The sequence below is a fragment of the Thermomonas beijingensis genome (assembly GCF_020034655.1).
GTDB classification, from domain to species: Bacteria; Pseudomonadota; Gammaproteobacteria; order Xanthomonadales; family Xanthomonadaceae; genus Thermomonas; species Thermomonas beijingensis.
Genome location: NZ_JAIQDJ010000001.1, coordinates 138,810 through 162,964, shown reverse-complemented (window position 1 = coordinate 162,964; position 24,155 = coordinate 138,810). Strand labels below are relative to the sequence as shown.

Sequence of the window (24,155 nt, the reverse complement as noted above, 5' to 3'; positions counted from 1 at the left end):
AATCCCAACGCATGGCCCGCATTCCCGACGCATTCATCGATGAACTCTTGGCGCGCTCGGATATCGTCGAGATCGTCGGTGCGCGCGTCCCGCTGAAGCGGCAAGGCAAGGAATACGCAGCGCGCTGCCCCTTCCACGACGAGCGCAGTGCCAGCTTCACCGTCTCGCAAACCAAGCAGTTTTATCACTGCTTCGGCTGTGGCGCACACGGCACCGCACTGTCGTTTTTGATGCAGTACGACCGTCTTGAATTCCTGGACGCAGTGGAAGAACTGGCGCGCCGGGTGGGCATGGAGGTGCCGCGCGATACCGCCCAGCGCAATGCCAATCCGGAAACCCGTGACCTCTACGGCGCGATGGCAGACGCTGCCGATTTTTTCCGCCAGCAACTGGCGCGCAGCGACAAAGCGCGGACCTATGTTGCCCAGCGCGGTATCGCCGCCGACATCCTTGAACGCTACGCGATTGGCTATGCACCGGATGGCTTCAATGCGCTGCGCGATGCGCTTGGCAGCTCCCCGCAGCGCATGCAATTGCTGGAACGCGACGGGCTGTTTTCGAAGAATGACAAAGGCCACGTGTACGACAAGTTCCGCGACCGCCTGATGTTCCCGATCCACGACCGCCGCGGCCGCGTGATCGCTTTCGGCGGCCGCGTGATCGACCCCGAGGATTCGCCCAAATACCTCAACTCGCCGGAAACCGCGCTGTTCCACAAAGGCCGCGAACTGTATGGCTTGTGGCAAGCCAGGCAAGCCAACCAGAAACTCGACCGCCTGATCGTGGTGGAAGGCTATATGGACGTGGTGGCGCTGGCGCAATACGGGGTCTCGCAGGCCGTGGCCACGTTGGGCACGGCCACCACACCCGACCACGCCGAGCTGCTGTTTCGCAACGCACCGGATGTGTTTTTCTGTTTCGATGGCGACCGCGCCGGCCGCGCCGCCGCGTGGAAGGCACTGGAGTCGGTGCTGCCGCGGATGAAAGACGGCCGGCAGGCGCTGTTCCTGTTTTTGCCCGATGGCGAAGATCCGGATTCACTGGTGCGCAAAGAAGGTGTGGCAGGGTTTGATGCGCGCCTGCGGCAGGCCACCCCGCTTTCCGAATTTTTCTATGCATCGCTATCCGTCGATGTGAATCTGGGCAGCCTGGACGGCAAGGCGCGCTTGGCCGAACGCTGCAAACCGCTGCTGGCACAGATTCCCGAGGGGGCCTTCGGTGATTTGATGCAACAACGGCTGACCACGCTGACCGGCATCGGCGTGCGCAGCGGCAGCACGCCACCGCCGCCGCGCATGCAGCGCCACGCACCTGCCAACCCATCGCAAAAACCCAGCCTCATCCGCAGTGCAATCACCCATTTGCTGCATCGCCCGGGCTTCGCGCTGGCGCTGACCCCGCCCTATCGCTTCGCCGCGCTGCGGCAGCCCGGCATCGAGTTGCTCTCGGAGCTGGTGCTGCTGGTGCACGCGCGCCCGGATATCACCACCGGCCTGCTGCTGGAGCACTTCGCCGAGCGTGAGGAAGCCGTCGCGCTGCAGAAGCTGGCCGTGCTGGAACTGCCGGGCGAGGACGATGTCCTTCGCCAAGTGTTTATCGACAACATTGAACGACTGGATGCTGAAGCCCTTGGACAGCGCCGTGAGGAACTGCAGCAGCTGCAGCGCGACGGTGCGCTTGGCGACGCAGGCAAGCAGGAGCTGCGTGCGCTGCTGCAGGCGATGCTGCAACGTTGATACTCAGCGCGCCTCGCCCTGTGGCTTGGCCTCACGTTGCAACAACGCACGCTTGCGCTCCACCCCCCATCGATAGCCAGATAGCGCACCATCGCTGCGCACCACGCGATGGCAGGGGATCGCCACCGCCAGCGTATTGGCGGCGCAAGCGCGTGCCACCGCGCGGCTGGCGGATGGCATTCCAATGTGTTGCGCCAGTTGCGCATAACTCACGGTTTGGCCCGCCGGAATTTTGCGCAATGCATCCCACACCCGTTGCTGGAATGCGGTGCCGCGGATATCCAACGGCAAATCCAGACCAAGATTGGGTGCTTCGATAAACCCCACCACCTGCGCTACCAGTTGCTCGAACGCGGCATCGCCGCCCACCAGTTCGGCGTGTGGAAAGCGATCCTGCAATTCATGCAGCAGCGGCTCCGGTGCATCGCCCAATGCAATGGCGCACACCCCGCGGCCACTGCGCGCCACCAGCAGCGCACCCAAGGCACATTGCGCCAAGGCGAACTCGATGCGTGCCGCACGGCCACCATCGCGGTATTGCGTCGGCTTCATGCCCAGCATGGCATCGGCCTGCGCATAGAAGCGGCTATTGGTATTGAAGCCGGCATCCAACATGGCATCGGTGATCCGCGTCTGCGTCGCGGAAAGCACCGTGCGCAGCGCAGCCGCACGCTGTGCAGAGGCATAGACCTTGGGCGTCACCCCGGTGATCGCCTTGAACACCCGATGAAAATGATGGGGACTGAGGCCCGCTTGCGCTGCCAGCTCCGCCAGCGAAGGCGGCGTGCTGGCAGTCTCGATTTGACGACAGGCCGCCGCCACGGAGGCGGCATGGAGTGCAGCAGGTGAGGCAGCGGGACTTTGCATAGGCTTACTTTAGCGATGCACGCCGCGGCGCACACTCCGATTCTTGCGATCAGCGCACCTTACGAAAGGTCAGGTTGATGCGTTGCTCACCCAGCACCGCGTGCCGGCCTGGCTGGATCGGCAACACGCCATGAAAGCGCATGCGGTCTACGCCGCCCCACACCACCACATCACCATGCAGCAGCGGCACCCGCACGGTTTTATCACCGCGCGCAAACCCACCGAATAGAAACGTGGCAGGCAGCCCCAGTGATACCGACACAATCGGCGCCACGCGGTCATCTTCGTCACGGTCCTGATGCAGGGACAGACGGGTGCCCGCCACATAGCGATTGATCAGGCAGGCATCGGGCCGGTAATTCGCAAAACCGGCCGCCGCCGCTGCTGCGTTCGCCAATTGCAGGAACGCCTCGGGCAACGCGGGCCACGGCAGACCTGTTTGCGGATCATGCCCCTCGTAGCGATAGCCGCGACGATCACTGACCCAGCCAAAATGCCCGCAATTGGTCATTGCCACTTGCATTACATGCCCGCCAGGCGTCACCAGATGCCGAAACGGCGCGTTGCCGGTGATGGTCTCGATACCCGCCAGCAATGCGTCCTTGAACGCCAATGCAAACCCATGCAGCACGCAAGCTTGCGCGGCCAACTCGGTGCGCGTGCCGACGGTGTCTGCGGCGAATAAATCGCTCACGAGGCCGGTGCAAACTCCAGTGCGGCGGCCGGTTGCAACAACGGCAGCAGCCAGTGATCGGCCAGCAAGAATGCAAACAACGCCATCAGGTACACGATGGAATATTTGAAGGTACGCATCGCAAAAAACTCATCCGGTGGATCCAGCAATTTCCACGCATACCACAAGAACACCGCGCCCAGCACCAGCGCGCCACCCAGATAAAACAGGCCGCTCATGCGTGCCGCCCACGGCAGCACCGTCACCACCACCAACAGCACTGTGTACAGCAGGATCTGCCAGCGTGTGTAGGTGACGCCATGCGTGACCGGCAACATCGGCACCAGCGCACGCGCATAGTCGGCGCGGCGGAAAATGGCCAAGGCCCAGAAATGCGGCGGCGTCCACACGAAGATGATCAGCACCAATAGCAGCGCGTATTCCCAGTCGTGCGCTTGCTGCATGCCGGTGACAGCCGACCAGCCCAACAGCGGCGGTGCGGCGCCGGCCAAGCCACCAATCACGATGTTCTGCGGGGTGGCACGCTTGAGAAAACCGGTATAGACGATGGCGTAGCCAATCAGCGAGGCAAACGTCAGCGCCGCGCACACCACATCGACCCACAGCAGCAGGATGCTCATGGAGGCGACGCCCAGCACGATGGCGAACACCAGCACCTGCATGGGTGTCAGCGCGCCGGTGGCCAACGGGCGCTCGGCGGTACGCGCCATCACCTTGTCGATGCGTTGATCCAGCAGATGATTGATGGCCGCCGCACTGGCCGCCGCCAGCCAAATCCCGAACGTCCCGGCCAGCAGGCGCGGCCACGGCCACACATCGCCGGGCCCGATCGCCAGCAGCATGCCGATAATCGCGGTGAACACGATCAGCGCCACCACGCGCGGTTTGGTCAACGTCCAATATTGCGATGCCAGCGAACCACGCATGCTCAAGCCTCCGGTGGACGCAGGCGCGCCAGCAAGGTCACCAGCACGAACAGCAATGCGGTTGCGCCAGCGTTGTGCAATACCGCGATGTGCAATGGCAGCGACAACATCACATTGGCAATACCAAGCCCCACCTGCGTGCACAGCAGCAGCCCCAGCAACACGCCCCAGCCGCGCAAACCGGGACTGCGCAGCAGGCGCGCCGCGACGGCCAGCAAATGACCGAACACCAACACCGCCATCAGCCGATGCGCCAACTGGATCGCCACCCGCGCAGTGTTGTCCAGCACCCCGCCTTCATAATCCACGCCAATCCCGCGCCACAGCACAAAGCCTTCGGCGAAATCATGTTGCGGCCACCACGCGCCGGCACATTTGGGAAATTCAGCACCACAGGCCAATGCTGCGTAATTGGCCGATGTCCAGCCGCCCAGTGCGATTTGCACCATCAGCAATCCCAGCCCGATCAACAGCAAGCGCCGCAGCTTGCACGCGTCGCCGCTGATCAGCGGGATGTCGGTGGCGCGCCATGCCATCCAACTGAGCAGAGCAAAGGTGGTCAGGCCGCCCAATAGATGCCCCATCACCACAATGGGCTTGAGCAGCCAGGTGACCGTCCACATTCCCAGCAACGCCTGGAAGATGATGACGGCCAGCGTCAGTGTGGCCGAGCGCGCCAGATCCACATTCGACCAGCGCACCACGCCCAGCAACAGCAACGCTTCGCCCAACACCGCAAGGGCCGAGGCCGCGCCATGTTGCCCGCGCATATACAACGGAATCGCCAGCGCTACCGCCAACGCGGCACCGATCACGTGCTGCCAGCCCTGCGGGCGCTTGCGCGTGGCCAGCAACGCCAATACCAGCACCAGCACCCCCAGCGAGCCTGCAATCATGCGATGGAACTGCTCGCGCCACGCCTTGTGCGGCACCACCGGGCGGATCGCGGTGGCGGCGTGGTCGGTCACTTGCGCAGCATTGGTGGGCCATGCCACCTGGCCGTAGCAGGTCGGCCAATCGGGGCAGCTCAGGCCGGCATTGGACAGCCGCACAAACGCGCCAAACACGATGACACACGCCGCCAGTGCCACCGCCAGCCAGGCGATGCGGTGGAAATGGCGATACAGCACGGAACGCGGGGAGGAAGACATCAGCATCATCTTTTTGTTTTAGGCAAGCGCTTCAATTGATTTTAAGCAAGCGCGCCAGATCGGTGCGCAAATCCCCGGGGTCGAAGCCGGGTGCATAGCGCAGCACCACAAATCCGTTGGGATCTACCAGCCACACCGGGTCGCTATCGCCAGTGGCCACGTCTGCCTGCGTCAGGCCTGCGCGCAGGCCGGCATCGGCACGCAGCAGATACACCTCGCGCAGCCCATCCAGCGGCACTGGAGCCGCGCCGGCCCACAGCACATGCACGCGGTCAGCCTCGCGCCCCATCAACCGCCACACCTTGTCCAGATTTTCCAGCAGGTGTTGGCAGGCAGCGCGACGGGCACCCTCGCAATCACGCGGCATCGTCACCATGCGCCACGTGCGCGGGCTGTCTTGCCAGCGGTAGGACTTGCCATCGGCCAAGGTCGGCGAATAACTGCGCAGATCGCCATAGGGTTGCAGCATCTCGCCTTTGTTCTTCATTCCGTGCGGCCGCCAGCCGGCAAAGCGCAGTGCGCCGGCGGTCAACATGACGCCAAAAAACAGCAACAGCACAATCAGCAAGGTCTTGCGATTGTGGTGTAGTGCCGACGTTGCGGGAGTTGCGTCACTCATGATGTCTTCTTTCGTTTGAACGTCAGCACCAAGGCCACCACCAACACCGTGATCGCCAGCCCGAACCATTGCACTGCATAGCCTAAATGACGCTCGGGGGTCAGGGTGTTGGGCAGGATGTCCAGATCACGCTCGCCCGGTGCCAACATCACGCCGGCATCGCCGTGTGCATGTGCAGGATCCAGTCGCAGGACGCGGGGTGCAATGCCGGTGGGCAGGTGCAATGCCCTGGCCAGCGCAGGCACATCCATGCGCGCCGCCAACCAGCGATGTTCACCCAAGCTGGCCAGCGCTTGACCATACTGCAAGCCTTCGGCCGGCGGCGCGGCCAATAGACCACGCACCGCTTGCTCCGCGTGGGCCGGGCAGCCAAATACAGGCAGCGTGCGTGTGCCATTCAGTGGCCACCAACCGGCATCCAGCAACACCGCTTGACTGCCGATATCGGGCAGCAATACGCAATACATGCGCACACCTGCGCGCCCTGCGTGCTGCTGGTTGTCCAGCCACACGGTGACGTTGGCAATCCGCCCCTGCCCGCTTGACCAGTCGTAATTGGAGGCGCGTTTGGAATCCGATGCCAGCAGCAGCGGCTGCGGATGGCTGTGATCCAAGGCTTGTTGCGCCTGCGCCAGCATTGTCTGTTTTTCGTGCATGCGCGCCAGTTGCCAGCGCCCCAACCACGCAAACCCGGCCGCCAGCAGCAGTGCCAGCCACCACCACACCAACAATCGCCGCATGATTGCGCTCATTGCACCGTATCATCCACCGCATCAATGCGGCTTGCCCGCGGCTGCCCGGCTTTGGAGAGAGATGTGAACGAATCGCTGAAAATTCTGCTCATCGTGGGTTTCTTGATCCTCATCCTGTGGAACTTGGGTGCTGGCCTGTATTACATGCTGGTGGATAAAGGCCAGACCAAGCGCACGGTCAATTCGCTGACCAAACGGATTGCCCTGAGTATCGGGCTGATCCTGTTTGTGGTGTTGGCCATCAAACTGGGCTGGATCACCCCACATGGCGTGGGCCGTGCGCCGGGCTGAACCCTGATATCACTTGACGCACAAAGGCCGGCATCGCCGGCCTCTTTTTGTGCCGCCCTCTCCCCGCGTCGCGGAGAGCAGGAAGATCACAGCACGTAAACGAACAGGAACAGGCCCAGCCAGACCACGTCGACGAAGTGCCAATACCAGGCCACCGCTTCAAACGCAAAGTGGTTGTCCTTGCTGAAATGACCCTTGGCACAGCGCAGCCACATCACTGCCAACATGATCGTGCCCAAGGTCACGTGTGCGCCGTGGAAACCGGTGAGCATGAAGAACGTGGATCCGTAGATCCCCGAGCCCAAGGTCAAGTTCAGGGTGTGATAGGCGTGGATGTATTCGGTGGCCTGGAAGTACAGGAACAGGCAACCCAGCAGCACGGTCAGCCCCAGGAACAACATCAATGCGCCGCGCTTGGCTTCTTTCAGTGCATGGTGGGCAATCGTCACCGTCACGCCGGATGTCAGCAGGATCAGCGTGTTCAGCAGCGGCAAGCCCCACGCCGGCACGGTCTGGTAAGCCCCGCCGATATCGGCCGGGCCGTTGCTGGGCCAACCGGCGGAAAAGCCCGGCCACAGCAGTTCATGGGTGACAACCCCGTGACCTTCGCCATTGAGCCACGGCATCGCAAACTGACGTGCGTAGAACAACGCGCCGAAGAAGGCTGCAAAGAACATCACTTCCGAAAAGATGAACCACACCATCCCCATCCGGAATGAGACATCCACCTGCTTGTTGTAATGCCCGGCCAGTGATTCACGAATCACGTCGCCAAACCACTTGAACAAAATCGCCAACAGACTGGCAATGCCGATGAAGAACACCGTGCGGCCCCAGCTGACTTCGTTCAACCAGCACGCAAAACCGACCATGGTGGTGAACAACGCCACCGAGGCAAACACCGGCCATTTGCTGCCGTGCGGAACGAAGTAGATGTCCTGGTCGTGGCTGCCGTGCGCGGCGTGTGCATTGGCCATGGTGGTTTTCCGAAAGTTCAAAAAGGGTCAGGGCGCGGCGCGAACCGCTCCGGTTTGGCTATGTGCCGATGCAAGTGCAGCGGTCATCGCCTCGTTTTTATAGAAGGTGTACGACAAGGTGATGGTTTTCACGCCAGCCGGCAACGATGGATCCACGATAAAGCGTACTGGCATGTCGCGCGATTCACCGGCCGCCAAGGTCTGCGCGGTAAAGCAGAAACACTCGGTCTTGTTGAAATAACCCGATGCCCGCGCCGGCGCCACGGATGGCACCGCGCTGCCAACAATGGCGCGATCGGCTGCGTTCCTAGCAAAGTACAGAGCTTGGTACTGCCGCCCCACTTGCACCTGCATCGAACGCTGCTCGGGAGCAAATTTCCACGGCAGCTTGGAGTTCACGCCGCCATCGAACTGCACCGTCACCCACCGTGCATGGGGGTCGGCCTGATCACGGGTGGCGGCCACCGGCCCTTGCTCCAGCCGGATGCCAAACACTTTTTCGCAGGCGATGCGGTACAGCGGCACCAGCGAGAAGGTGAAGCCGAAGGCGAGCAGCACGACGCCGATCATCTTCCACACCCCCAACTCGCGGATGCCCGCCATGCTCAGCGCCCCATCCCGGTCAGCACGATGAAGCCGACATACACCAGCAGTGCAATCCCGCCCAGCAGCAACGCGGTGCGCTTGGCGCGCTTGCGGCGCGCCTCGATGACGGGGTCGGCTGCGGCAGATTCGCGTGACATCAGACTGGCCGTCTCAGTGGTGGACATCGCCATGCGCCAGATCGCCGTCGCGGATCACCGGCGGCTTTTCAAAGGTGTGATGCGGGGCCGGCGACGGCACCGTCCATTCCAGGCCCTTGGCACCTTCCCACGCACGCGCTTCAGCCTTGGCACCATGCTTCTTCGAATGCAGCAGCAGGAAGGCCATGAAGAACGGGGTGACGAACATGCCAAACGCACCGATCGAGCTGACCAGGTTCCAATCCGCAAACACCACGTTGTAATCCGGGATGCGGCGCGGCATGCCGGCCAGGCCCAGGAAGTGCTGCGGGAAGAACAGCACATTGACGAACACCATGGTCCACCAGAAATGGATCTTGCCAAGCGTTTCGCTGTACATGCGGCCAGTCCACTTCGGCCACCAGTAATAGATCGCGGCGATGATCGCAAACAGCGCGCCGGTGACGAGCACGTAGTGGAAATGCGCCACCACGAAATAGGTGTCGTGGTACTGGAAGTCGGCCGGCACGATGGCCAGCATCAAGCCGGAAAAACCACCAATCGTGAATAGCACCACGAAGGAAATCGCCCACAACATCGGGGTTTCGAAGGTGAGTGAACCGCGCCACATGGTGGTGACCCAGTTGAATACCTTCACCCCGGTGGGGATCGAGATCAGCATGGTGGCGAACATGAAGTACAACTCGCCACCCAGCGGCATACCTACCACGAACATGTGGTGCGCCCACACGATGAACGACAGGAAGGCAATCGCTGCGGTGGCATACACCATCGCCTGATAACCAAACAGCGGCTTGCGGCTGAAGGTGGGGATGATTTCACTGACGATGCCGAACGCCGGCAAAATCATGATGTACACCTCGGGATGCCCGAAGAACCAGAAGATGTGCTGGTACATCACCGGGTCACCGCCACCGGCGGCATTGAAGAAGCTGGTGGCAAAGAAGCGATCGGTCAGCAGCATGGTGACCGCACCTGCCAGCACCGGCATCACGGCGATCAACAGGAACGCGGTGATCAGCCAGGTCCAGCAGAAGATCGGCATTTTCAGCAGATCCATGCCCGGCGCGCGCATGTTGAGCACCGTGGCAATGATGTTGATGGCGCCCATGATCGAGCTGATGCCCATCATGTGGATGGCGAAGATCGCAAACGCCAGGTTGCTGCCGCCCTGCAGCGACAGCGGCGGGTACATGGTCCAGCCGCCGCCGGGCGCGCCGCCCGGGAGGAAGAAGGTCAGCAGCAGCAGCGCGAACGCGAACGGCATGATCCAGAACGACCAGTTGTTCATGCGCGGCAACGCCATGTCCGGCGCGCCGATCTGCAACGGGATCATCCAGTTCGCCAAGCCCACGAAGGCCGGCATGATCGCGCCGAAAATCATCACCAGCGCGTGCATGGTGGTCAACTGGTTGAAGAACTCCGGTTTGACGAACTGCAGGCCCGGCTGCATCAGCTCGGTACGAATGCCCACTGACAGCGCGGCCCCCACAATCACCATCACGAAGGCGAACACCAAGTACAAGGTGCCGATGTCTTTGTGGTTGGTGGAGAACAACCAGCGTTCAATGAAGCCCTGCTGGTGACCGTGTGCGTCGTGGTGATCGACGGCGTCGTGTTGCGTAGCAGACATGGATTTGACCTTCGTGAATGCGGACGTGGATCAACCGGCCTGCGCAGCAGTGGCTGCGTCAGGCGGGGTGGTCTGCGAAGTGGTGGTGGCCGTAGCAGCGCCAGCAGGCTTGTCTTCAGCCGCCGGCGCAGCGGGGGCAGGCGCCGCCGGTGCAGGCGCGGCCGGGGGTGCATGCTTGGCCTTTTCCGATGCCAGCCAGCTGGCGAACTCGTCCTTGCCCACGGCCTTGACCACGATCGGCATGAAGCCATGATCCTTGCCGCACAGCTCGGCGCACTGGCCGCGATAAATACCGGGCTGGTCGATCTGCGCCCATGCCTCATTCACGATCCCCGGCACGGCATCCTGCTTCCAGCCCAGATCCGGCACCCACCACGAGTGGATCACGTCGTCAGCAGTAATCACGAAGCGGATCTTGGTGCCCACCGGCAGTACCAGCACGTTGTCCACATCCAGCAAGTAATGCGGGTCATCCGCAGCCGTGACCACTTTGCCACTCTGGCGCAGCTGGTCATGTTTGCGGTTCAAACGGCTGCTGAAGCCGACGTCTTCACCCAGATAGTCGTATTTCCACATCCACTGGTAGCCGGTCACCTTGACCGTCATCGCGGCGTCGCGCACATCGTACATGCGCAGCAGACCGCTGGTGGCGGGGAACGCCAGACCCACCAAGATCAGAATGGGGATAGCCGTCCAAATGGCTTCCAGCTTGGTGCTATGCACGAAAGTGGTATCCGGTACCGCGCCCTTGGACTTGCGGAATTTGAAGATGGCTACCGCCATCGCGCCGAACACCAAGATGCCGATCACCACGCAAATCCACAACACGATCATGTGGGCGTCGTAGGCGGCATGCGCGGTGGGGGTCACCCCTTCCCGCATGTTCAACTGCCAAGGGTGCGGATCGGTCGATCCAGAGAAATGTGCATGCGCAGTTGCCAGCAGCGGCAGGCAGGTCAGCGCCAAGGCCGCCAATGCCCGCTGTTTGAAACGACCGAATGTCATCACTATTGCGCCCCGTTGCCTGAATGACGGTGCGGCCCCCAGATCGTCAATTGACCCAAGTCAACCTCACCTAACCGATACGATGGTAATGGCGCAGCCCGCAGGCGGCAACCGTGGACATGCAAAAAACCGCCACAACGCCCGGTTTATCTGGATGCCGGCGCTGCCCGCAGGCACTAAACTAGGCGGCTTACCCCTCAGGAATGCCGGTTTTCCCGCGCAATGAATACCCCTGCCAGCCCATCTGCCTCGCCCGTGCCGATTCTGGCACCGGAGCTGAACCCGCCCGCGTCTGCCCCACGCGCCGCCATTACTGCCGGCTGGATCCGCGACGAAGCCGCACATGTGCGCGAATTGTTGGTGCAGGCCACCCTGCCCGACGCCGACCGCAATGCCGCACAAGCCGTGGCCGCCGATCTGGTGCGCCGGGTCCGCGTGCGTGCCAACAATCAAGGCGTGGTTGAAGCCTTCATGCGCCAGTACGACCTCGGCAGTGAGGAAGGCGTGCTGCTGATGTGCGTGGCCGAAGCGCTGCTGCGCATTCCCGACCAAGCCACCGCCGACGCGCTGATTCGCGACAAATTGGCCGATGCCAACTGGAAGAAACATCTGGGCCAGTCCGATTCGGTGCTGGTCAATGCCTCTACCTGGGGCTTGATGCTGACCGGCAAACTGGTTGATCTGGCCGATGACACCAAGCGCGATGTGCATGGCGCGTTCCAGCGCTTGGTGGGACGCGCCGGTGAGCCCATGATCCGGCTGGCGGTGCGCCAGGCGATGAAGATCATGGGCCATCAATTCGTGCTGGGCCGCACGATTGACGAGGCCTTGGCGCGTTCGCGCAAGGGCGACTTCGCCAATTACCGCTATTCCTTCGACATGCTCGGCGAAGGCGCACTGACCACGCAAGATGCGCTGCGCTATCAGCAGGCATACCTGTCCGCCATCCACGCCATCGGCCAGACCGGCCCCAATGGCAGTTTTGCCGGCAGCGATGTGTTTGCCGCGCCCAGCATCTCGGTCAAACTCTCCGCCCTGCATCCGCGCTACGAGCACGCCAAGCGCGCGCGCGTACTCGACGAGCTGGGTGGCCGCCTGCTGGAGCTGACGCAATTGGCGCGCCGCTACGGCATCGGTCTGACCATCGATGCCGAAGAAACCGACCGGCTGGAGCTCTCGCTGGACTTGATTTTTCAGGTCATGGCCGAGCGTTCGCTGAGCGGCTGGAACGGCTTTGGCATCGTGGTGCAGGCCTATCAGAAGCGCGCCCCGTTCGTCATCGACCACATCGCGCAGATGGCCGCGCAATTGAACCGGCGCATCCCCGTGCGGCTGGTCAAGGGCGCGTATTGGGATGCCGAAATCAAACGTGCGCAAATGGACGGACAAGCTGGCTATCCGCTGTTCACCCGCAAACAAAACACCGATGTCAGCTACCTGGCCAATGCGCGGCGCCTGCTCGATCACGGCAACGCAATCTACCCGATGTTTGCCACCCACAATGCGCAAACGATTGCCAGCGTGCACCGGATGGCGCGGGCGATGCGCAGCCGCCGCGATTTTGAATTCCAAAAACTGCATGGCATGGGCGATGACCTGTATGCCGAAGTGATCCCGGAAAACCGCCTCGACGTGCCTTGCCGGGTGTACGCGCCGGTGGGCAGCCACGAAGACCTGCTGCCGTATCTGGTGCGCCGCCTGCTGGAAAACGGTGCCAATTCCAGCTTCGTCAACCGCATCACCGACGAAACCATCCCGGTGGAAGAGCTCGTGCGCGATCCGGTTGAATTCGTGTCTTCGCTGGAACACATCGCCCATCCCCGCATCCCGCTGCCGGTCAATCTGTACCGCAGCCAACACCAAGATCGAGACAATTCCATGGGTATCAATCTCGCCAACGACGACCAGCTGCGTGACCTTGCCGCTGCCCTCAATACCGCCGGTGCCGGCAGCTGGACCGCTACGCCACTGGTGCCGGGCGCACCGGCCACGGGCGAAAAAATCGCGGTCACAAATCCAGCCGACCGCCGTGAAGTGGTGGGCCACTGGCAGGCCAGCGATGCCGCCACCGTCGAAAAGGCGCTGGCCAATGCGGTGGCCGCACAGCCCGCCTGGGATGCCACCCCGGCCGCCTCCCGAGCGGCCCTGCTGGAACATGCCGCCAGCCTGCTGGAAGCGCGCATGCCCGCCTACATGGCGATGTGCACCAAGGAAGCCGGCAAGACCTTGAGCGACGGTATCGCCGAAGTGCGCGAGGCGGTGGATTTCCTGCGCTACTACGCCCTGCAAGCACGCGAGCATTTCGCCCCGATGGCCCTGCCCGGCCCCACTGGCGAAGCCAATTCGCTGCAATTGGCCGGGCGCGGCGTGTTTGTCTGCATCAGTCCGTGGAACTTCCCACTGGCGATCTTCCTCGGCCAAATCGCGGCCGCCTTGGCCGCTGGTAATAGCGTGATCGCCAAGCCTGCCGAACAGACCAATTTGATTGGCTATGCCGCAGTGAAGCTGTTGCACGAAGCCGGCATTCCGCAGGATGTGCTGCAGTACCTGCCCGGCGATGGCGCCAGCGTGGGCGCGGCCTTGACCCGCGATCCGCGCGTGGCCGGTGTCTGCTTCACCGGCTCGACTGAAACCGCACGCCTGATCAACCGCGCCTTGGCCAGCCGCGATGCCGGCCCGATTGCCACGCTGATTGCCGAAACCGGCGGCCAGAACGCGATGATTGCCGATAGCTCCTCGCTGCCGGAGCAGGTGGTGAAAGACGCCCTGGGCTCGGCCTTCACCTCCGCCGGTCAACGCTGCTCGGCCGCGCGCGTGCTGCTGGTGCAAGACGATATCGCCGACAAGGTCATTGGCATGTTGGCCGGCGCGATGGCCGAACTGTCCATCGGCGACCCCGGCCTGCCGTCCACCGATGTGGGCCCGGTGATCGACGAGGATGCCAAAGCCATTCTGGTGGAGCACGCCAAGCGCATGGATGTGGAGGCCAAGCCTATCGCCAAAGCCACGCTGGGTGAGGCATGCGAGCACGGCACCTTCTTCGCGCCGGCTGCCTGGGAACTACACGCCATCGCCCAATTGGATCGCGAAAAATTCGGCCCGGCCCTGCATGTGGTGCGCTGGAAAGCCGACGAACTCGATACCGTGATCGACACCATCAACGCCACCGGCTACGGCCTGACACTGGGCATCCATTCGCGCATCGATGCCACCATCCAGCGCATCGTGTCGCGCGCCAAAGTCGGCAATATCTACGTCAACCGCAACCAGATTGGCGCGGTGGTCGGCGTGCAACCTTTCGGCGGCCAAGGTCTGTCCGGCACCGGCCCCAAGGCCGGCGGCCCGCACTACCTGCCGCGCTTTGCCACCGAAAAAACCGTCACCATCAACACCACCGCTGCAGGCGGCAATGCTTCGTTGCTGACGCTGGGCGACTGAGCCGCAAGCCGCCGGGAAGGGCAGGGATTCGCGTAGCCGCATGTCGAGCGGCGTAGTGAATCCCCGCCCTGCCCGGTGACTTGGTGCAGCCGCATGTCGAGCGACGTAGCGAGCTCCTCGCATACCGCCCAACGACAAAAAACCCCGCACAAGGCGGGGCTTTTTGTTGGCGCGATGTTGCGTGGCTCAGTAGCGGTATTGCATCGACACGCCAAACAGATTGGCATGACCAGCGTACGTACCGACCAAGGTTGACGTGTTGCCCGAAGCGATATCCACCGGCAGATTGATGGTGGGGCTCTTGATGGTGATGCGCTGGAACCCGGCATCCAGCGTCAGGCTATCGCTCACGTTCCAGCTGGCACCGACCGAATACAGCGTGCGATCGTTGTCCGGCAAGCGCGGGGTACGGGTCACGTCATTGGTCGGCGTCTTGTCCTTGCCGATACCGCCACGCAAGGTAAACGCCGGCGAGATGTCATATTCGGCACCCAGCGACATGAAGTTGGTATTGCCCCAATGGAAGGGCTCGCTACCCACCACGGTACCGCTGGCGCGCTTGATGGTCACATCCTGCAATGAGCTCCAGCCAGTCCGCTGGAAGTCCGCCAACACGCGGAAGTTGTCGGTGAAACCGTACTTGATGCTCACCGTGGCCACACTCGGGGTCACCAGGCGCGCCCCTCCATCACCGTCCTTGAAGCGTGGGTCTGCACCCAGCAGCGCCGGCACACCTTCGAAGTCCAGCGTACCCGAGAGTTCATGATTGATTTCCGAACGGTAGCTGAAACCAATTGCCAACTTGTCGTTTGGCGCAAGTTGCATACCCACCACATAGCCAACGGCGTTGTTGCTACCCTTCACGGTGAAGCCGCCATCAATGGTTTGCGGCTTGAACGGATAGGCGGGATTGAAGCAATTCATCGGGTTGCCCGAACCGGCGCAAATCGCGGTACCAAAATCAATCGCCTTGCTCAAGGTGGCCGTGGCGCGCTCATAGATCACGCCGGCACCGATCGAGACACCATCACTCAATTTCAGTGCCGCAGACAGGGTCAAATCGACGGTTTTGACGTCGGATTCCAGCGCACGATATCGGCCTACCCAGTTCTTGTCGTAATCGGTTGCCAGACCAAACGGTGCACCAACCGCAAAACCCAAGGTCAACCCCTCCAGCCCACCATGCATCGGGAATACGGCGGCCATGTTCGGCACCAGCGTCGGATCCCCCGGATCACCACCGTTGCCACCGCTGAGTGGCGCGCCGGGGTTGCCAAGGATCGAACCACCACCGGTGAACTTCGCGTTCAAATCAATCATGGTGAGATCGGTCTGGAAGGTATTCTTGTCCAGATTGACCATGGCGGCCGGATTCAGCGAAACAACGGCGGCATCTTTGCCCACCATGCTGCCGGCGCTGGACTTGCCGAGGTTCTTGACGCTCTGCTCGCGCAGCTGGAAGCCGGAAGCGGCCGCCTGGCCCACGAACAAAGTGCCCACAACGGCCAGAGCAAGGGCCGAGGTACGAAGAGTGAGTGTGTTGCGCATCGATGGTTCTCCGGTCACAGAGCTACGTTAATTGTTTTGGTTCGAGGCCGGCAAACGATACCGACCACGGGTCGCGCTTGCGCGTATCTGATTTTCCTGCTGCAAGAGTGCAGGCTCCCCACCACATACGTCGCCGTATGTCACTATACCTCAATTTTAACTACACGCTAACATTCACAATCGCAAATTGAAGCTTGGTCATGTTTGTCGGTATCCCCCCCCGCCAACACCGCCGTCTGCTGTGGGCCACTCCATTGTTGTTCGCGACCCTTTGGGTGGCGTACGTCGCAGCAGCACTCGTGGCCCCGGCTGGGCGCATCGCCGCCACCTTGGATTGGGGGGTGCTGACCGGCGGTTTGGACAGTGTGCAAGCGTGGCGCAATGCGCTATCGGACGGCAGCGTGCTGCGCCTGTTCTCGGGCCTGTTCCTGCACGCTGACTGGCTGCACCTGCTGGGCAACCTGGTGTTCTTGTTGATCTTTGGACTGCCCGCAGAGCGCAGCATGGGCGGGCGTCGGTTTTTGCTGTTGTTCTTGCTTGGTGGCGCATTCTCCAATCTGGCGGCGGTACTCGCGATTGGCGCTCCAGATCGTGTCGTGATCGGCGCCAGTGGCGCGGTGTCATCGGTCATAGGTGCCTACTTGGCGCTGTTTCCAAGTGCTCGCTTGGGCGTGGTGCTGCCACTGGGCCTGTTTTTGCAATTCGTACGGGTGCCGGCATTCCTATTGATTGGCTTGTGGGCGCTGCTGCAATTGCTGTTTGCCTACAGCGGGCCGGCATTGGGTGCGGTGGCGTGGCCGGCGCATATTGCCGGCTTCCTGTTTGGCGTGGTGTTCGCATTGCTCACCCGCGCGGCGATTGCGCGGCGCTTGCGCCACAATCGCGGGTATTAACGCTTCCCGGCCGGCTTTGCCGTCGCTGCAGACTTCGCGGCAGCCGGCTTCGCGTTGGCAGGTTTAATGACCTCCACATTCACGCCCGCACGCTTTTTCAACTCCAGCAACGCCACATCGATGGGCTGCGTTCCCGGCAGCACTTCACCCGCGTTGTCGCCTTCCATCGCTCCGGGTTCAGCGGCGAGATGGCCGGGTAATTCGGCCTCACTGATTGGGGTGAGTCGCCGTTGGCCTGCTTGCGGATGCAGCACCACATCCGGCTCGATCCCCAAGGCCTGAATCGAATGCCCGCTCGGTGTGTAGTAGCGCGCCGTGGTCAATTTGACCGAATCTCCATTTTCCAGCGGCAGCAGGGTCTGCACGGAGCCCTTGCCGAACGTGCGACTACCCAACACCAGTGCACGCTTGTTGTCGTGCAAAGCGCCCGCCAACACTTCGGCCGCACTGGCAGACCCGGCATCCACCAACACAATCAAGGGCGCGCCATGCAGACGGTCACCCGGCGTGGCTTCATAACGGCTATTGCCTATCGACTCACGGCCCTTGGTGCTGACAATCTCGCCCTTGTCCAGCAACTCATCGGCAATTTGCACAGCCCCGACCAGCAGCCCACCGGGGTTACTGCGCAGATCGAGCAACAAGCCGCGCAACGGCGCAGCTTTTTGTAACGCATCCAGTTGCTTGACGAAATCGGCCGCGGTGGACGCCTGGAAACTGCTGATGCGAATGTAACCAAACCCCGGCTCCAACAGTTTCGAGCGCACGCTGGCGGCACGGATGGTGTCGCGCACGAGGGTCAGGTCGAAGGGTGCTTTCACGCCCTGACGCACCACTTTGACCACGACTTTGCTGCCCACCTTGCCGCGTAAAGGCGCGGATGCATCGGCTTGGCCTTTGCCCAGCAACTTGCCATCAATCGCAATGATGCGATCGCCACTGCGCAACCCGGCTTTTTCTGCCGGACTGTCATCCAGTGGTGCCACCACCCGCAATGCGCCATCGGGCAACTGCTGCAATTGCACGCCAACGCCATCGTAGGTGCCGCGCGTTTGCTCGTCGAAATCTTCGGCCTCGGCTTTTTCCAGATAAGCGCTGTGCGGATCCAGATCCAGCAACAATCCGCGCACCGCCGACTGCATCAGCTTGTGGTCATCCACCGGATCCACATAGGCTTGTTTGATGGCGTTATAGACGGTGACATAACGGCGGATTTCATCCAACGGTACTTTTGCCGAGGCCGTATCCATTGCATCGGGGTCTTCATCCTGTGGAGCCTCTTGCTGTGCAAGATCGTCCGGACCCGCCGCCGGTGCATCTGGTCCTGGCTGACTCTGCGCCAAGGCCAAGCTCGGCTGCACCACTAACAACAGAAGAAGCGAAAGAAGTTTGACGCGCATGCTTGCTCCGAGAAAACCGAGTATTGGGCTCGGTTGCAGTGTGACCGACAGCCACGGCTTAAGTTGCCACCATCATGCCTGTGATTGCCCGCACCGCAAAAGACTGGTTTATTGCCGCTTCAACCAATCGGCCGGATTGACCGGCGCACCATTGCGGCGCAGCTCGAAATACAGGCCCGGGCTGTCCTGCCCGCCGGAGCTGCCCACCGTGGCCACCGACTGACCACGCTGCACATGGTCGCCCGCTTCGCGCAGCAAGCCATCGTTGTGCGCGTACAGACTCATGTAACCCTGACCATGATCGACAATCAGGATATTGCCGTACCCGGTCATCCAGTCGGCATACACCACCGTGCCATCGGCCACGGCTTTGACGGGGGTGCCTGCAGCGGCGGCAATCAACACCCCATCACTGCGTCGCCCATCCGGCAGTCGCCCACCAAAACTGGCCAGCAAGTTGCCCGCAACCGGCCAGCTCATGCCACCCACGCGCTGCAGTGATGCGACCGCCGGCGGCGTGCGCGTGCGGGCTGGCGTGTGCTTGCCTGGCGCCTTGGCCAGCCGTTCAGTCTCAGCCTTGGCACGTGCTGCTTCACGCTCGGCACGCGCAGCTGCAGCCCGCAGCTGCGCCAACAAATTCTGCAGCGCCTTGGCATCCTGCCCCAGCGCTTTTTCGCGGGCACTGCGATCTTGATACTGCTGGTCGATTCCGGCCAACACGCTGGCACGCTGCTGCCGGGCTTGCTGCAATTGGGCGAGCTGGGTGGCCTGTTGCTTGCGGGCAGCATCCAGCGCCGCTTGCTGCTGCGTCATGCCGGTCTCCAACGCTTCAATGCGTTCGATCTCGGCAGACAGCGCACGGATGCGTTGCACTTGTGCGCGCTGCAAATAGCTGGCCAAGGTCACCGCACGCGTCGCATCCTCAACACGATCTTGCGCCAGCAATGCCTTGAGTGCCGGGGCGTCTCCTTCCGCCTGGGCGGCCCGCAACAAGCTCGCCAATTCGGCTTTTCGGGTCTGCAAATTTCCCGCGTGACGGGCCCGCTCAGCCTGCAGACGCGCCAATTCGGCCGCGCTTTGCTGCAGTTGCTCTTGAGTCTGCTGCAAGGATCGCTGCGACCCACCTACCTGTTCATCGGCCTGGCGCAGCTTGCGACTGGCGTCGCCGCGCTGACCTTCCAATTGGCGGCGCTGCGTAGCCACGTCGCGCAATTCACTGCGCACTTTTTGCAAACGCTGCTCGGCATCCTTGGCATCTTGCGCATGCACACCTGCCAACACCGTCAGCAGGCACACGACAAGGGCGATCCTTGCGCGCATCAGGTCGGCTGCAACAAGCTCTGCCCACTCATCTCTGCCGGCTGCGGCAGATCGAGCAGTTCCAGCAACGTTGGGGCCACATCGCGCAATGCGCCTTCCCTGCGCAAGCTGGTGCTGCGCTCCCCCACATACAGCAACGGTACCGGCCCGACCGTATGCGCGGTATGTGGCTGCCCGGTCTCCGGGTCACGCATCATTTCCAGGTTTCCGTGGTCAGCCGTAATCAACATGCAGCCCCCCACGCTGCGTACCGCAGTACTGATCTTGCCGATTGCCACATCCACCGCTTCGGCAGCCAAAATCGCGGCCTCAAGAATGCCGCTGTGACCCACCATATCCGGGTTGGCGATGTTGCAGACGATGGCATCAAACTGTTGCCCGATGATCGCCGCCACTAGTTTTTCGGTGAGCTCAGGACAGCTCATTTCTGGCTGCAAGTCATACGTGGCCACTTGCGGGCTGGGAATCAGGATGCGCTTCTCGCCGGGAAACAGCGCCTCGCGGCCACCGCTGAAAAAGAAGGTGACGTGCGCGTATTTTTCGGTTTCCGCGATACGCAACTGGGTCTTGCCAGCCTCGGCCAGGACTTGACCATAGGTTTGCCGCAAATCATCGGGCGCAAACGCCACCCGAGCCGGCAAGCTGGCATCGTATTGGGTCAGGCAGACAAAGCGCGATAGCTGAGGACGCTGTGCGCTGAAGCCGTCAAACGCCGGATCGACAAACGCCGCGGTGAGCTGGCGGGCGCGGTCGGCACGAAAATTCATGAACACCACGGCATCACCATCCTGCATCGGGACAGCGCCTTCCAGCACGGTGGGTGCCACAAATTCATCGTTCTCGCCACGTGCATACGCCATCTGCAACGCGGTCATGGCATCAGGAGCGATCTGCTCACCATCGGCATCGACAATGGCATTCCATGCACGCAACAACCGCTCCCAGCGTTTGTCGCGATCCATCGCGTAATAGCGCCCGCATACGCTGCCGATGCTGGCATTACCCAACGCGGCGCAATGCATCTGCAGCGCACGCAAACTTGCTTCGGCCGATTGCGGTGGCGTGTCGCGTCCATCCAGAAATGCATGCACAACCACCTTGCTCACGCCCACCCGCTGTGCCAGCTCCAACATCGCAAAGATATGGTGTTCATGGCTATGCACACCCCCCGGCGAAAGCAAGCCCATCAGGTGCAAACACCCGCCACTGGCCTTGGCAGCGTCGCAAGCGGCAACCAATTCCACATTAGAAAAAAAGCTGCCGTCCTCGATCGCGGTATCCACCCGGGTCAGATCCTGATACACGATACGGCCGGCTCCCAAATTCATATGCCCCACTTCGGAATTGCCCATTTGCCCATCCGGCAGGCCCACAAAGCGACCTTCGGTATGGATCAACGTGTGCGGGCAGGTCGCAAGCAAGCTGTGCCAGTTCGGCAAGTTAGCCAAGGCCAGCGCATTGTCTGCGGTTTCCTCGCGATGCCCCCAGCCATCCAGAATCAACAAGACAACGGGCTTGGGTGACGGCAAGATGGACGTGGACACGGGTATTCCTGGAAATTTGCGTGGGAGTGCATTGATTGTAACGGCGACTAAACCCTGCGCCTGCATTCTGCATCCTAGCTGCTAACCCCACACGGCCGGGAGGCCAGGATGAAGCGTTTACACATGGGCACGACTTTGCTGATGGCAGGTGTGCTGGCAACCAGCCTAGCGGCTTCTGCCGGCCCGCAAGATGCGGCGGGGCGCGCACCCAGTATCGACAAGGTCAATGGCGGCATTACCGCCGAAGCCGGTCAAATCTATGGCGATCTCAGCACCGTCAACGGTGGCATCACACTCGGTCGCGGTGCGCATAGCAGAGACGTGGAAACGGTGAACGGCGGCATTGAGGCAGCCGATGAGGTCAATAGCGGCGATGTCTCCACCGTCAATGGTGGCATTCGCTTTGGCCGACAGGCACGCATCGACGGCAAGTTAGAAACCGTAAACGGCGGCATTTTCACGGATCGCGGCAGTCTGGTACGCGGCGGCATCAGTACTGTCAATGGCGGCATCGGCATGGTGGGCACCGACGTCGGCGGCCGTATCGAAACGGTAAATGGTGATATCAGTGTTGGCGCAGACTCGCACGTGAAGGGTGGTATCAAGGTTGAAAAACAGCATGGCAATCTTGGCGGCTGGTTTGGCAAGCCGAAGATTCCACGCATCGTGATTGGCCCCAATGCTGTCGTCGAAGGCCCACTGGTGTTCGAACGCGAGGTGAGGCTGTACGTGCATGCGCGCGCGCGCATCGGCAGCCTCAGCGGTGCCACCGCAGTGCGGTATGACGGTGCCACGCCACCGAAAGAGTAACGACGCATTTGAGCATCAGCTTTGAAGGATAGAATCGCGAGAATCCCGAGTGGAGTTTCGCGATGCACATCGCCATGCTATCCGTCGCCGTGTTGTTCTTGTGTGCCTGTAGTCCGCACGAAACGGGGCCGGCATCGGGCCCCGTCACCACCGCTGCAACACGCACCGCAATCAACGTGGGTGATCACGCGTTCCAACCGACGATCAATGCCGCGGACTTCATCGCGCATGTGCGCACCCTATCTTCCGACGCATTTTCTGGGCGTGGCCCAGGCTCGCCCGGCGAAGACAAAGCCATCGACTACATCCAATCGCAATTTTCTCGTATCGGCCTGCAACCAGGTAATGGCAACCGCTGGCTACAAACTGTGCCCATGATGGAAACCACCGCCGATGAGTCCGCCGTGCTGCACCTCAACGTGGCAGGTACCCAGCAAGACTTGATCTTTGGCCGCGACATGGTCGTGGGCACCCGCACCGGCCAAACGCAGATCAACCTGAAAGACAGCCCAATGGTCTTCGTGGGTTATGGCGTCGATGCGCCAGAGCGCAACTGGAACGACTACGCCGGCATCGACGTCACGGGCAAAACCGTGGTGATGCTGGTCAATGACCCAGGCTTTCATAGCAATGATGCCCGCCTGTTCGATGGCAAGCGCATGAGCTATTACGGGCGCTGGACCTACAAATTCGAAGAAGCCGCGCGCCACGGTGCGGCCGCAGCATTGATCATTCACGATACTGCCGGTGCGTCTTACGGCTGGGATGTGGTGAAAAATTCGTGGTCCGGCCCACAGTACGACTTGCCCGCAAAGGATGATCCCACCCCGCGTTTGCCGGTGCAGGGTTGGCTAACTGGTGAGGCAGCAGACACGTTGTTCAACGCAAGTGGCCTGAATTTGGCCAAACTGCGCGATGCAGCGAATAGACCCGAATTCAAGGCAGTCCCCATCAATGCCACCGCCGCCTTGACCTTAAGCAGCAAGACCACCGAAAAACGCTCACACAACGTCCTAGGCCTGTTACCCGGCAGCGAAGCCCCCGACCAAGCCATCGTGTATATGGCGCACTGGGATCACCTGGGCACACATGCGGGTGAGCCCGGCGACAACACCTATAACGGTGCAGTGGATAACGCCACCGGGGTGGCCGGGATATTGGAACTCGCCGAAGCCTTTCGCAAAGCCAGCACCCGTCCCAAGCGCTCAATCCTGTTTCTTGCTGTGACGTTGGAAGAATCCGGCCTGCTCGGCTCCAAATACTACGTCGCACATCCGGTAATCCCACTGGACAGTACAGTGGCCGTAATCAATTTAGATGCGCTGTCACCGATCGGGAAAGCGCGTGACCTCACGGTTGTCGGCAAGGGCAGTTCACAACTAGAAGATCTGTTGAAGGTTGTGCTGAACAAACAGCAGCGACGCATGGTCGATGAGTCTAACACCGCAGCCGGCTACTACTTCCGTTCCGATCATTTCAACTTCGCCAAAGCTGGCGTACCGGCACTGTATATCGCCAGCGGAACGGATTTGCTGGACGGTGGTCACGCTGCGGGAGATGCAGCCACCAAAGACTACACCGACCATCGCTATCACAAACCCGGCGATGAGTACGATGCTGCAACCTGGAACGTGGATGGCATCGTGCAGGATCTGGATGCGGTCTATTCGGTTGGCGACCTTCTGGCCAATAGCGGCCAATGGCCGAACTGGTATCCAGGCAATCCCTTCAAGGCCGCTCGCGATGCGATGCGCCCTTCACAGCAACCCACCGCCACGAAATAGCCGCACTACAGTAGCAAAAACATG

Annotated in this window: 21 protein-coding genes; 6 read left to right on the top strand and 15 right to left on the bottom strand. The window is 61.6% G+C overall.

All coding sequences use genetic code 11. The features are described 5' to 3' along the window. Positions 1–11 precede the first annotated feature (11 nt). Positions 12–1,736: a DNA primase gene (gene dnaG / locus K7B09_RS00695; protein WP_223625576.1), complete on the top strand. Its 1,725-nt coding sequence runs from the start codon at positions 12–14 to the stop codon at positions 1,734–1,736. Positions 1,737–1,739: 3 nt separating this feature from the next. Here the strand turns inward: dnaG and ada are convergent, their stop codons facing one another. Genes ada through K7B09_RS00665 form a run of 6 tightly spaced genes read right to left on the bottom strand, consistent with a single transcriptional unit; the run spans position 1,740 to position 6,745 of the window. After that, a complete protein-coding gene (gene ada, locus K7B09_RS00690; protein ID WP_223625571.1) occupies positions 1,740–2,603 on the bottom strand; it encodes a bifunctional DNA-binding transcriptional regulator/O6-methylguanine-DNA methyltransferase Ada in 864 nt (287 codons plus the stop codon). Positions 2,604–2,652: 49 nt separating this feature from the next. Beyond that, positions 2,653–3,297 (bottom strand): DNA oxidative demethylase AlkB, encoded by a 645-nt coding sequence (gene alkB / locus K7B09_RS00685; RefSeq protein WP_223625568.1) that lies wholly within the window; start codon positions 3,295–3,297, stop codon positions 2,653–2,655. Beyond that, positions 3,294–4,223, bottom strand: coding sequence for a heme o synthase (gene cyoE / locus K7B09_RS00680; RefSeq protein WP_223625565.1), 930 nt, complete (start codon positions 4,221–4,223; stop codon positions 3,294–3,296). The genes alkB and cyoE overlap by 4 nt, the downstream gene beginning before the upstream one ends. A gap of 2 nt (positions 4,224–4,225) precedes the next feature. Next, positions 4,226–5,374 carry a COX15/CtaA family protein gene (locus tag K7B09_RS00675; RefSeq protein WP_223625561.1) on the bottom strand — a complete coding sequence of 383 codons (1,149 nt, stop codon included), beginning with the start codon at positions 5,372–5,374 and terminating at the stop codon, positions 4,226–4,228. A 31-nt stretch (positions 5,375–5,405) separates the two neighbouring features. Further along, positions 5,406–5,993: a thioredoxin domain-containing protein gene (locus K7B09_RS00670; RefSeq protein ID WP_223625557.1), complete on the bottom strand. Its 588-nt coding sequence runs from the start codon at positions 5,991–5,993 to the stop codon at positions 5,406–5,408. Beyond that, positions 5,990–6,745: an SURF1 family protein gene (locus K7B09_RS00665; protein WP_263296559.1), complete on the bottom strand. Its 756-nt coding sequence runs from the start codon at positions 6,743–6,745 to the stop codon at positions 5,990–5,992. Before K7B09_RS00665 ends, K7B09_RS00670 begins: the two co-directional genes overlap by 4 nt. A 63-nt stretch (positions 6,746–6,808) precedes the next feature. Between K7B09_RS00665 and K7B09_RS00660 the strand changes: the two genes are divergently transcribed. After that, the gene (locus K7B09_RS00660) at positions 6,809–7,036 is read left to right on the top strand and encodes a twin transmembrane helix small protein (RefSeq protein WP_223625553.1); all 228 of its coding nucleotides are present in this window, start codon (positions 6,809–6,811) and stop codon (positions 7,034–7,036) included. Between the two features lie 86 nt (positions 7,037–7,122). Here the strand turns inward: K7B09_RS00660 and K7B09_RS00655 are convergent, their stop codons facing one another. The 5 genes from K7B09_RS00655 to coxB are packed head-to-tail and all read right to left on the bottom strand — an operon-like array spanning position 7,123 to position 11,394. Beyond that, complete coding sequence (locus tag K7B09_RS00655) at positions 7,123–8,013, bottom strand: cytochrome c oxidase subunit 3 (protein ID WP_223625550.1); 891 nt, start codon at positions 8,011–8,013, stop codon at positions 7,123–7,125. 27 nt (positions 8,014–8,040) lie between these two features. Further along, positions 8,041–8,616, bottom strand: coding sequence for a cytochrome c oxidase assembly protein (locus K7B09_RS00650; protein WP_223625547.1), 576 nt, complete (start codon positions 8,614–8,616; stop codon positions 8,041–8,043). Between the two features lie 2 nt (positions 8,617–8,618). Continuing rightward, the gene (locus tag K7B09_RS00645) at positions 8,619–8,783 is read right to left on the bottom strand and encodes a hypothetical protein (RefSeq protein WP_223625544.1); all 165 of its coding nucleotides are present in this window, start codon (positions 8,781–8,783) and stop codon (positions 8,619–8,621) included. Beyond that, on the bottom strand, positions 8,770–10,389 hold the full coding sequence (gene ctaD, locus K7B09_RS00640) for a cytochrome c oxidase subunit I (RefSeq protein WP_223625541.1): 1,620 nt from the start codon (positions 10,387–10,389) through the stop codon (positions 8,770–8,772). Before ctaD ends, K7B09_RS00645 begins: the two co-directional genes overlap by 14 nt. A gap of 30 nt (positions 10,390–10,419) precedes the next feature. Beyond that, positions 10,420–11,394 carry a cytochrome c oxidase subunit II gene (gene coxB, locus K7B09_RS00635; protein WP_223625538.1) on the bottom strand — a complete coding sequence of 325 codons (975 nt, stop codon included), beginning with the start codon at positions 11,392–11,394 and terminating at the stop codon, positions 10,420–10,422. 222 nt (positions 11,395–11,616) lie between these two features. Here coxB and putA point away from each other — a divergent pair, with 222 nt between their 5' ends. Then, entirely contained in the window at positions 11,617–14,832 is a 3,216-nt protein-coding gene (gene putA / locus K7B09_RS00630; protein WP_223625535.1) for a bifunctional proline dehydrogenase/L-glutamate gamma-semialdehyde dehydrogenase PutA, read from the top strand. 186 nt (positions 14,833–15,018) lie between these two features. Here the strand turns inward: putA and K7B09_RS00625 are convergent, their stop codons facing one another. Further along, positions 15,019–16,380: an OmpP1/FadL family transporter gene (locus K7B09_RS00625; RefSeq protein ID WP_223625531.1), complete on the bottom strand. Its 1,362-nt coding sequence runs from the start codon at positions 16,378–16,380 to the stop codon at positions 15,019–15,021. 200 nt (positions 16,381–16,580) lie between these two features. Here K7B09_RS00625 and K7B09_RS00620 point away from each other — a divergent pair, with 200 nt between their 5' ends. After that, on the top strand, positions 16,581–17,273 hold the full coding sequence (locus K7B09_RS00620; protein ID WP_223625526.1) for a rhomboid family intramembrane serine protease: 693 nt from the start codon (positions 16,581–16,583) through the stop codon (positions 17,271–17,273). Here K7B09_RS00620 and K7B09_RS00615 read toward each other — a convergent pair. From K7B09_RS00615 to gpmI, 3 genes are all read right to left on the bottom strand, one after another. After that, positions 17,270–18,673, bottom strand: coding sequence for a S41 family peptidase (locus K7B09_RS00615; protein ID WP_223625523.1), 1,404 nt, complete (start codon positions 18,671–18,673; stop codon positions 17,270–17,272). The two genes, K7B09_RS00620 and K7B09_RS00615, sit on opposite strands and share 4 nt — an antisense overlap. A gap of 108 nt (positions 18,674–18,781) precedes the next feature. Next, a complete protein-coding gene (locus K7B09_RS00610; protein WP_223625520.1) occupies positions 18,782–19,993 on the bottom strand; it encodes a murein hydrolase activator EnvC family protein in 1,212 nt (403 codons plus the stop codon). Further along, positions 19,993–21,537, bottom strand: a complete 1,545-nt coding sequence (gpmI, locus tag K7B09_RS00605; RefSeq protein ID WP_223625517.1) for a 2,3-bisphosphoglycerate-independent phosphoglycerate mutase — start codon at positions 21,535–21,537, stop codon at positions 19,993–19,995. The genes K7B09_RS00610 and gpmI overlap by 1 nt, the downstream gene beginning before the upstream one ends. Positions 21,538–21,645: 108 nt before the next feature. Between gpmI and K7B09_RS00600 the strand changes: the two genes are divergently transcribed. Next, positions 21,646–22,347, top strand: a complete 702-nt coding sequence (locus tag K7B09_RS00600) for a DUF4097 family beta strand repeat-containing protein (RefSeq protein ID WP_223625514.1) — start codon at positions 21,646–21,648, stop codon at positions 22,345–22,347. A 62-nt stretch (positions 22,348–22,409) separates the two neighbouring features. Next, entirely contained in the window at positions 22,410–24,131 is a 1,722-nt protein-coding gene (locus K7B09_RS00595; protein ID WP_223625512.1) for a M28 family metallopeptidase, read from the top strand. Positions 24,132–24,155: the final 24 nt, after the last annotated feature.

Coding starts and splice junctions, on each gene's coding strand:
- dnaG (WP_223625576.1), top strand. CDS start 12: ATGGCCCGCATTCCCGACGCATTCATCGATGAACTCTTGGCGCGCTCG.
- ada (WP_223625571.1), bottom strand. CDS start 2,603: ATGCAAAGTCCCGCTGCCTCACCTGCTGCACTCCATGCCGCCTCCGTG.
- cyoE (WP_223625565.1), bottom strand. CDS start 4,223: ATGCGTGGTTCGCTGGCATCGCAATATTGGACGTTGACCAAACCGCGC.
- K7B09_RS00675 (WP_223625561.1), bottom strand. CDS start 5,374: ATGTCTTCCTCCCCGCGTTCCGTGCTGTATCGCCATTTCCACCGCATC.
- K7B09_RS00670 (WP_223625557.1), bottom strand. CDS start 5,993: ATGAGTGACGCAACTCCCGCAACGTCGGCACTACACCACAATCGCAAG.
- K7B09_RS00665 (WP_263296559.1), bottom strand. CDS start 6,745: ATGAGCGCAATCATGCGGCGATTGTTGGTGTGGTGGTGGCTGGCACTG.
- K7B09_RS00655 (WP_223625550.1), bottom strand. CDS start 8,013: ATGGCCAATGCACACGCCGCGCACGGCAGCCACGACCAGGACATCTAC.
- K7B09_RS00650 (WP_223625547.1), bottom strand. CDS start 8,616: ATGGCGGGCATCCGCGAGTTGGGGGTGTGGAAGATGATCGGCGTCGTG.
- K7B09_RS00645 (WP_223625544.1), bottom strand. CDS start 8,783: ATGTCCACCACTGAGACGGCCAGTCTGATGTCACGCGAATCTGCCGCA.
- ctaD (WP_223625541.1), bottom strand. CDS start 10,389: ATGTCTGCTACGCAACACGACGCCGTCGATCACCACGACGCACACGGT.
- coxB (WP_223625538.1), bottom strand. CDS start 11,394: ATGACATTCGGTCGTTTCAAACAGCGGGCATTGGCGGCCTTGGCGCTG.
- putA (WP_223625535.1), top strand. CDS start 11,617: ATGAATACCCCTGCCAGCCCATCTGCCTCGCCCGTGCCGATTCTGGCA.
- K7B09_RS00625 (WP_223625531.1), bottom strand. CDS start 16,380: ATGCGCAACACACTCACTCTTCGTACCTCGGCCCTTGCTCTGGCCGTT.
- K7B09_RS00620 (WP_223625526.1), top strand. CDS start 16,581: ATGTTTGTCGGTATCCCCCCCCGCCAACACCGCCGTCTGCTGTGGGCC.
- K7B09_RS00615 (WP_223625523.1), bottom strand. CDS start 18,673: ATGCGCGTCAAACTTCTTTCGCTTCTTCTGTTGTTAGTGGTGCAGCCG.
- K7B09_RS00610 (WP_223625520.1), bottom strand. CDS start 19,993: ATGCGCGCAAGGATCGCCCTTGTCGTGTGCCTGCTGACGGTGTTGGCA.
- K7B09_RS00600 (WP_223625514.1), top strand. CDS start 21,646: ATGAAGCGTTTACACATGGGCACGACTTTGCTGATGGCAGGTGTGCTG.
- K7B09_RS00595 (WP_223625512.1), top strand. CDS start 22,410: ATGCACATCGCCATGCTATCCGTCGCCGTGTTGTTCTTGTGTGCCTGT.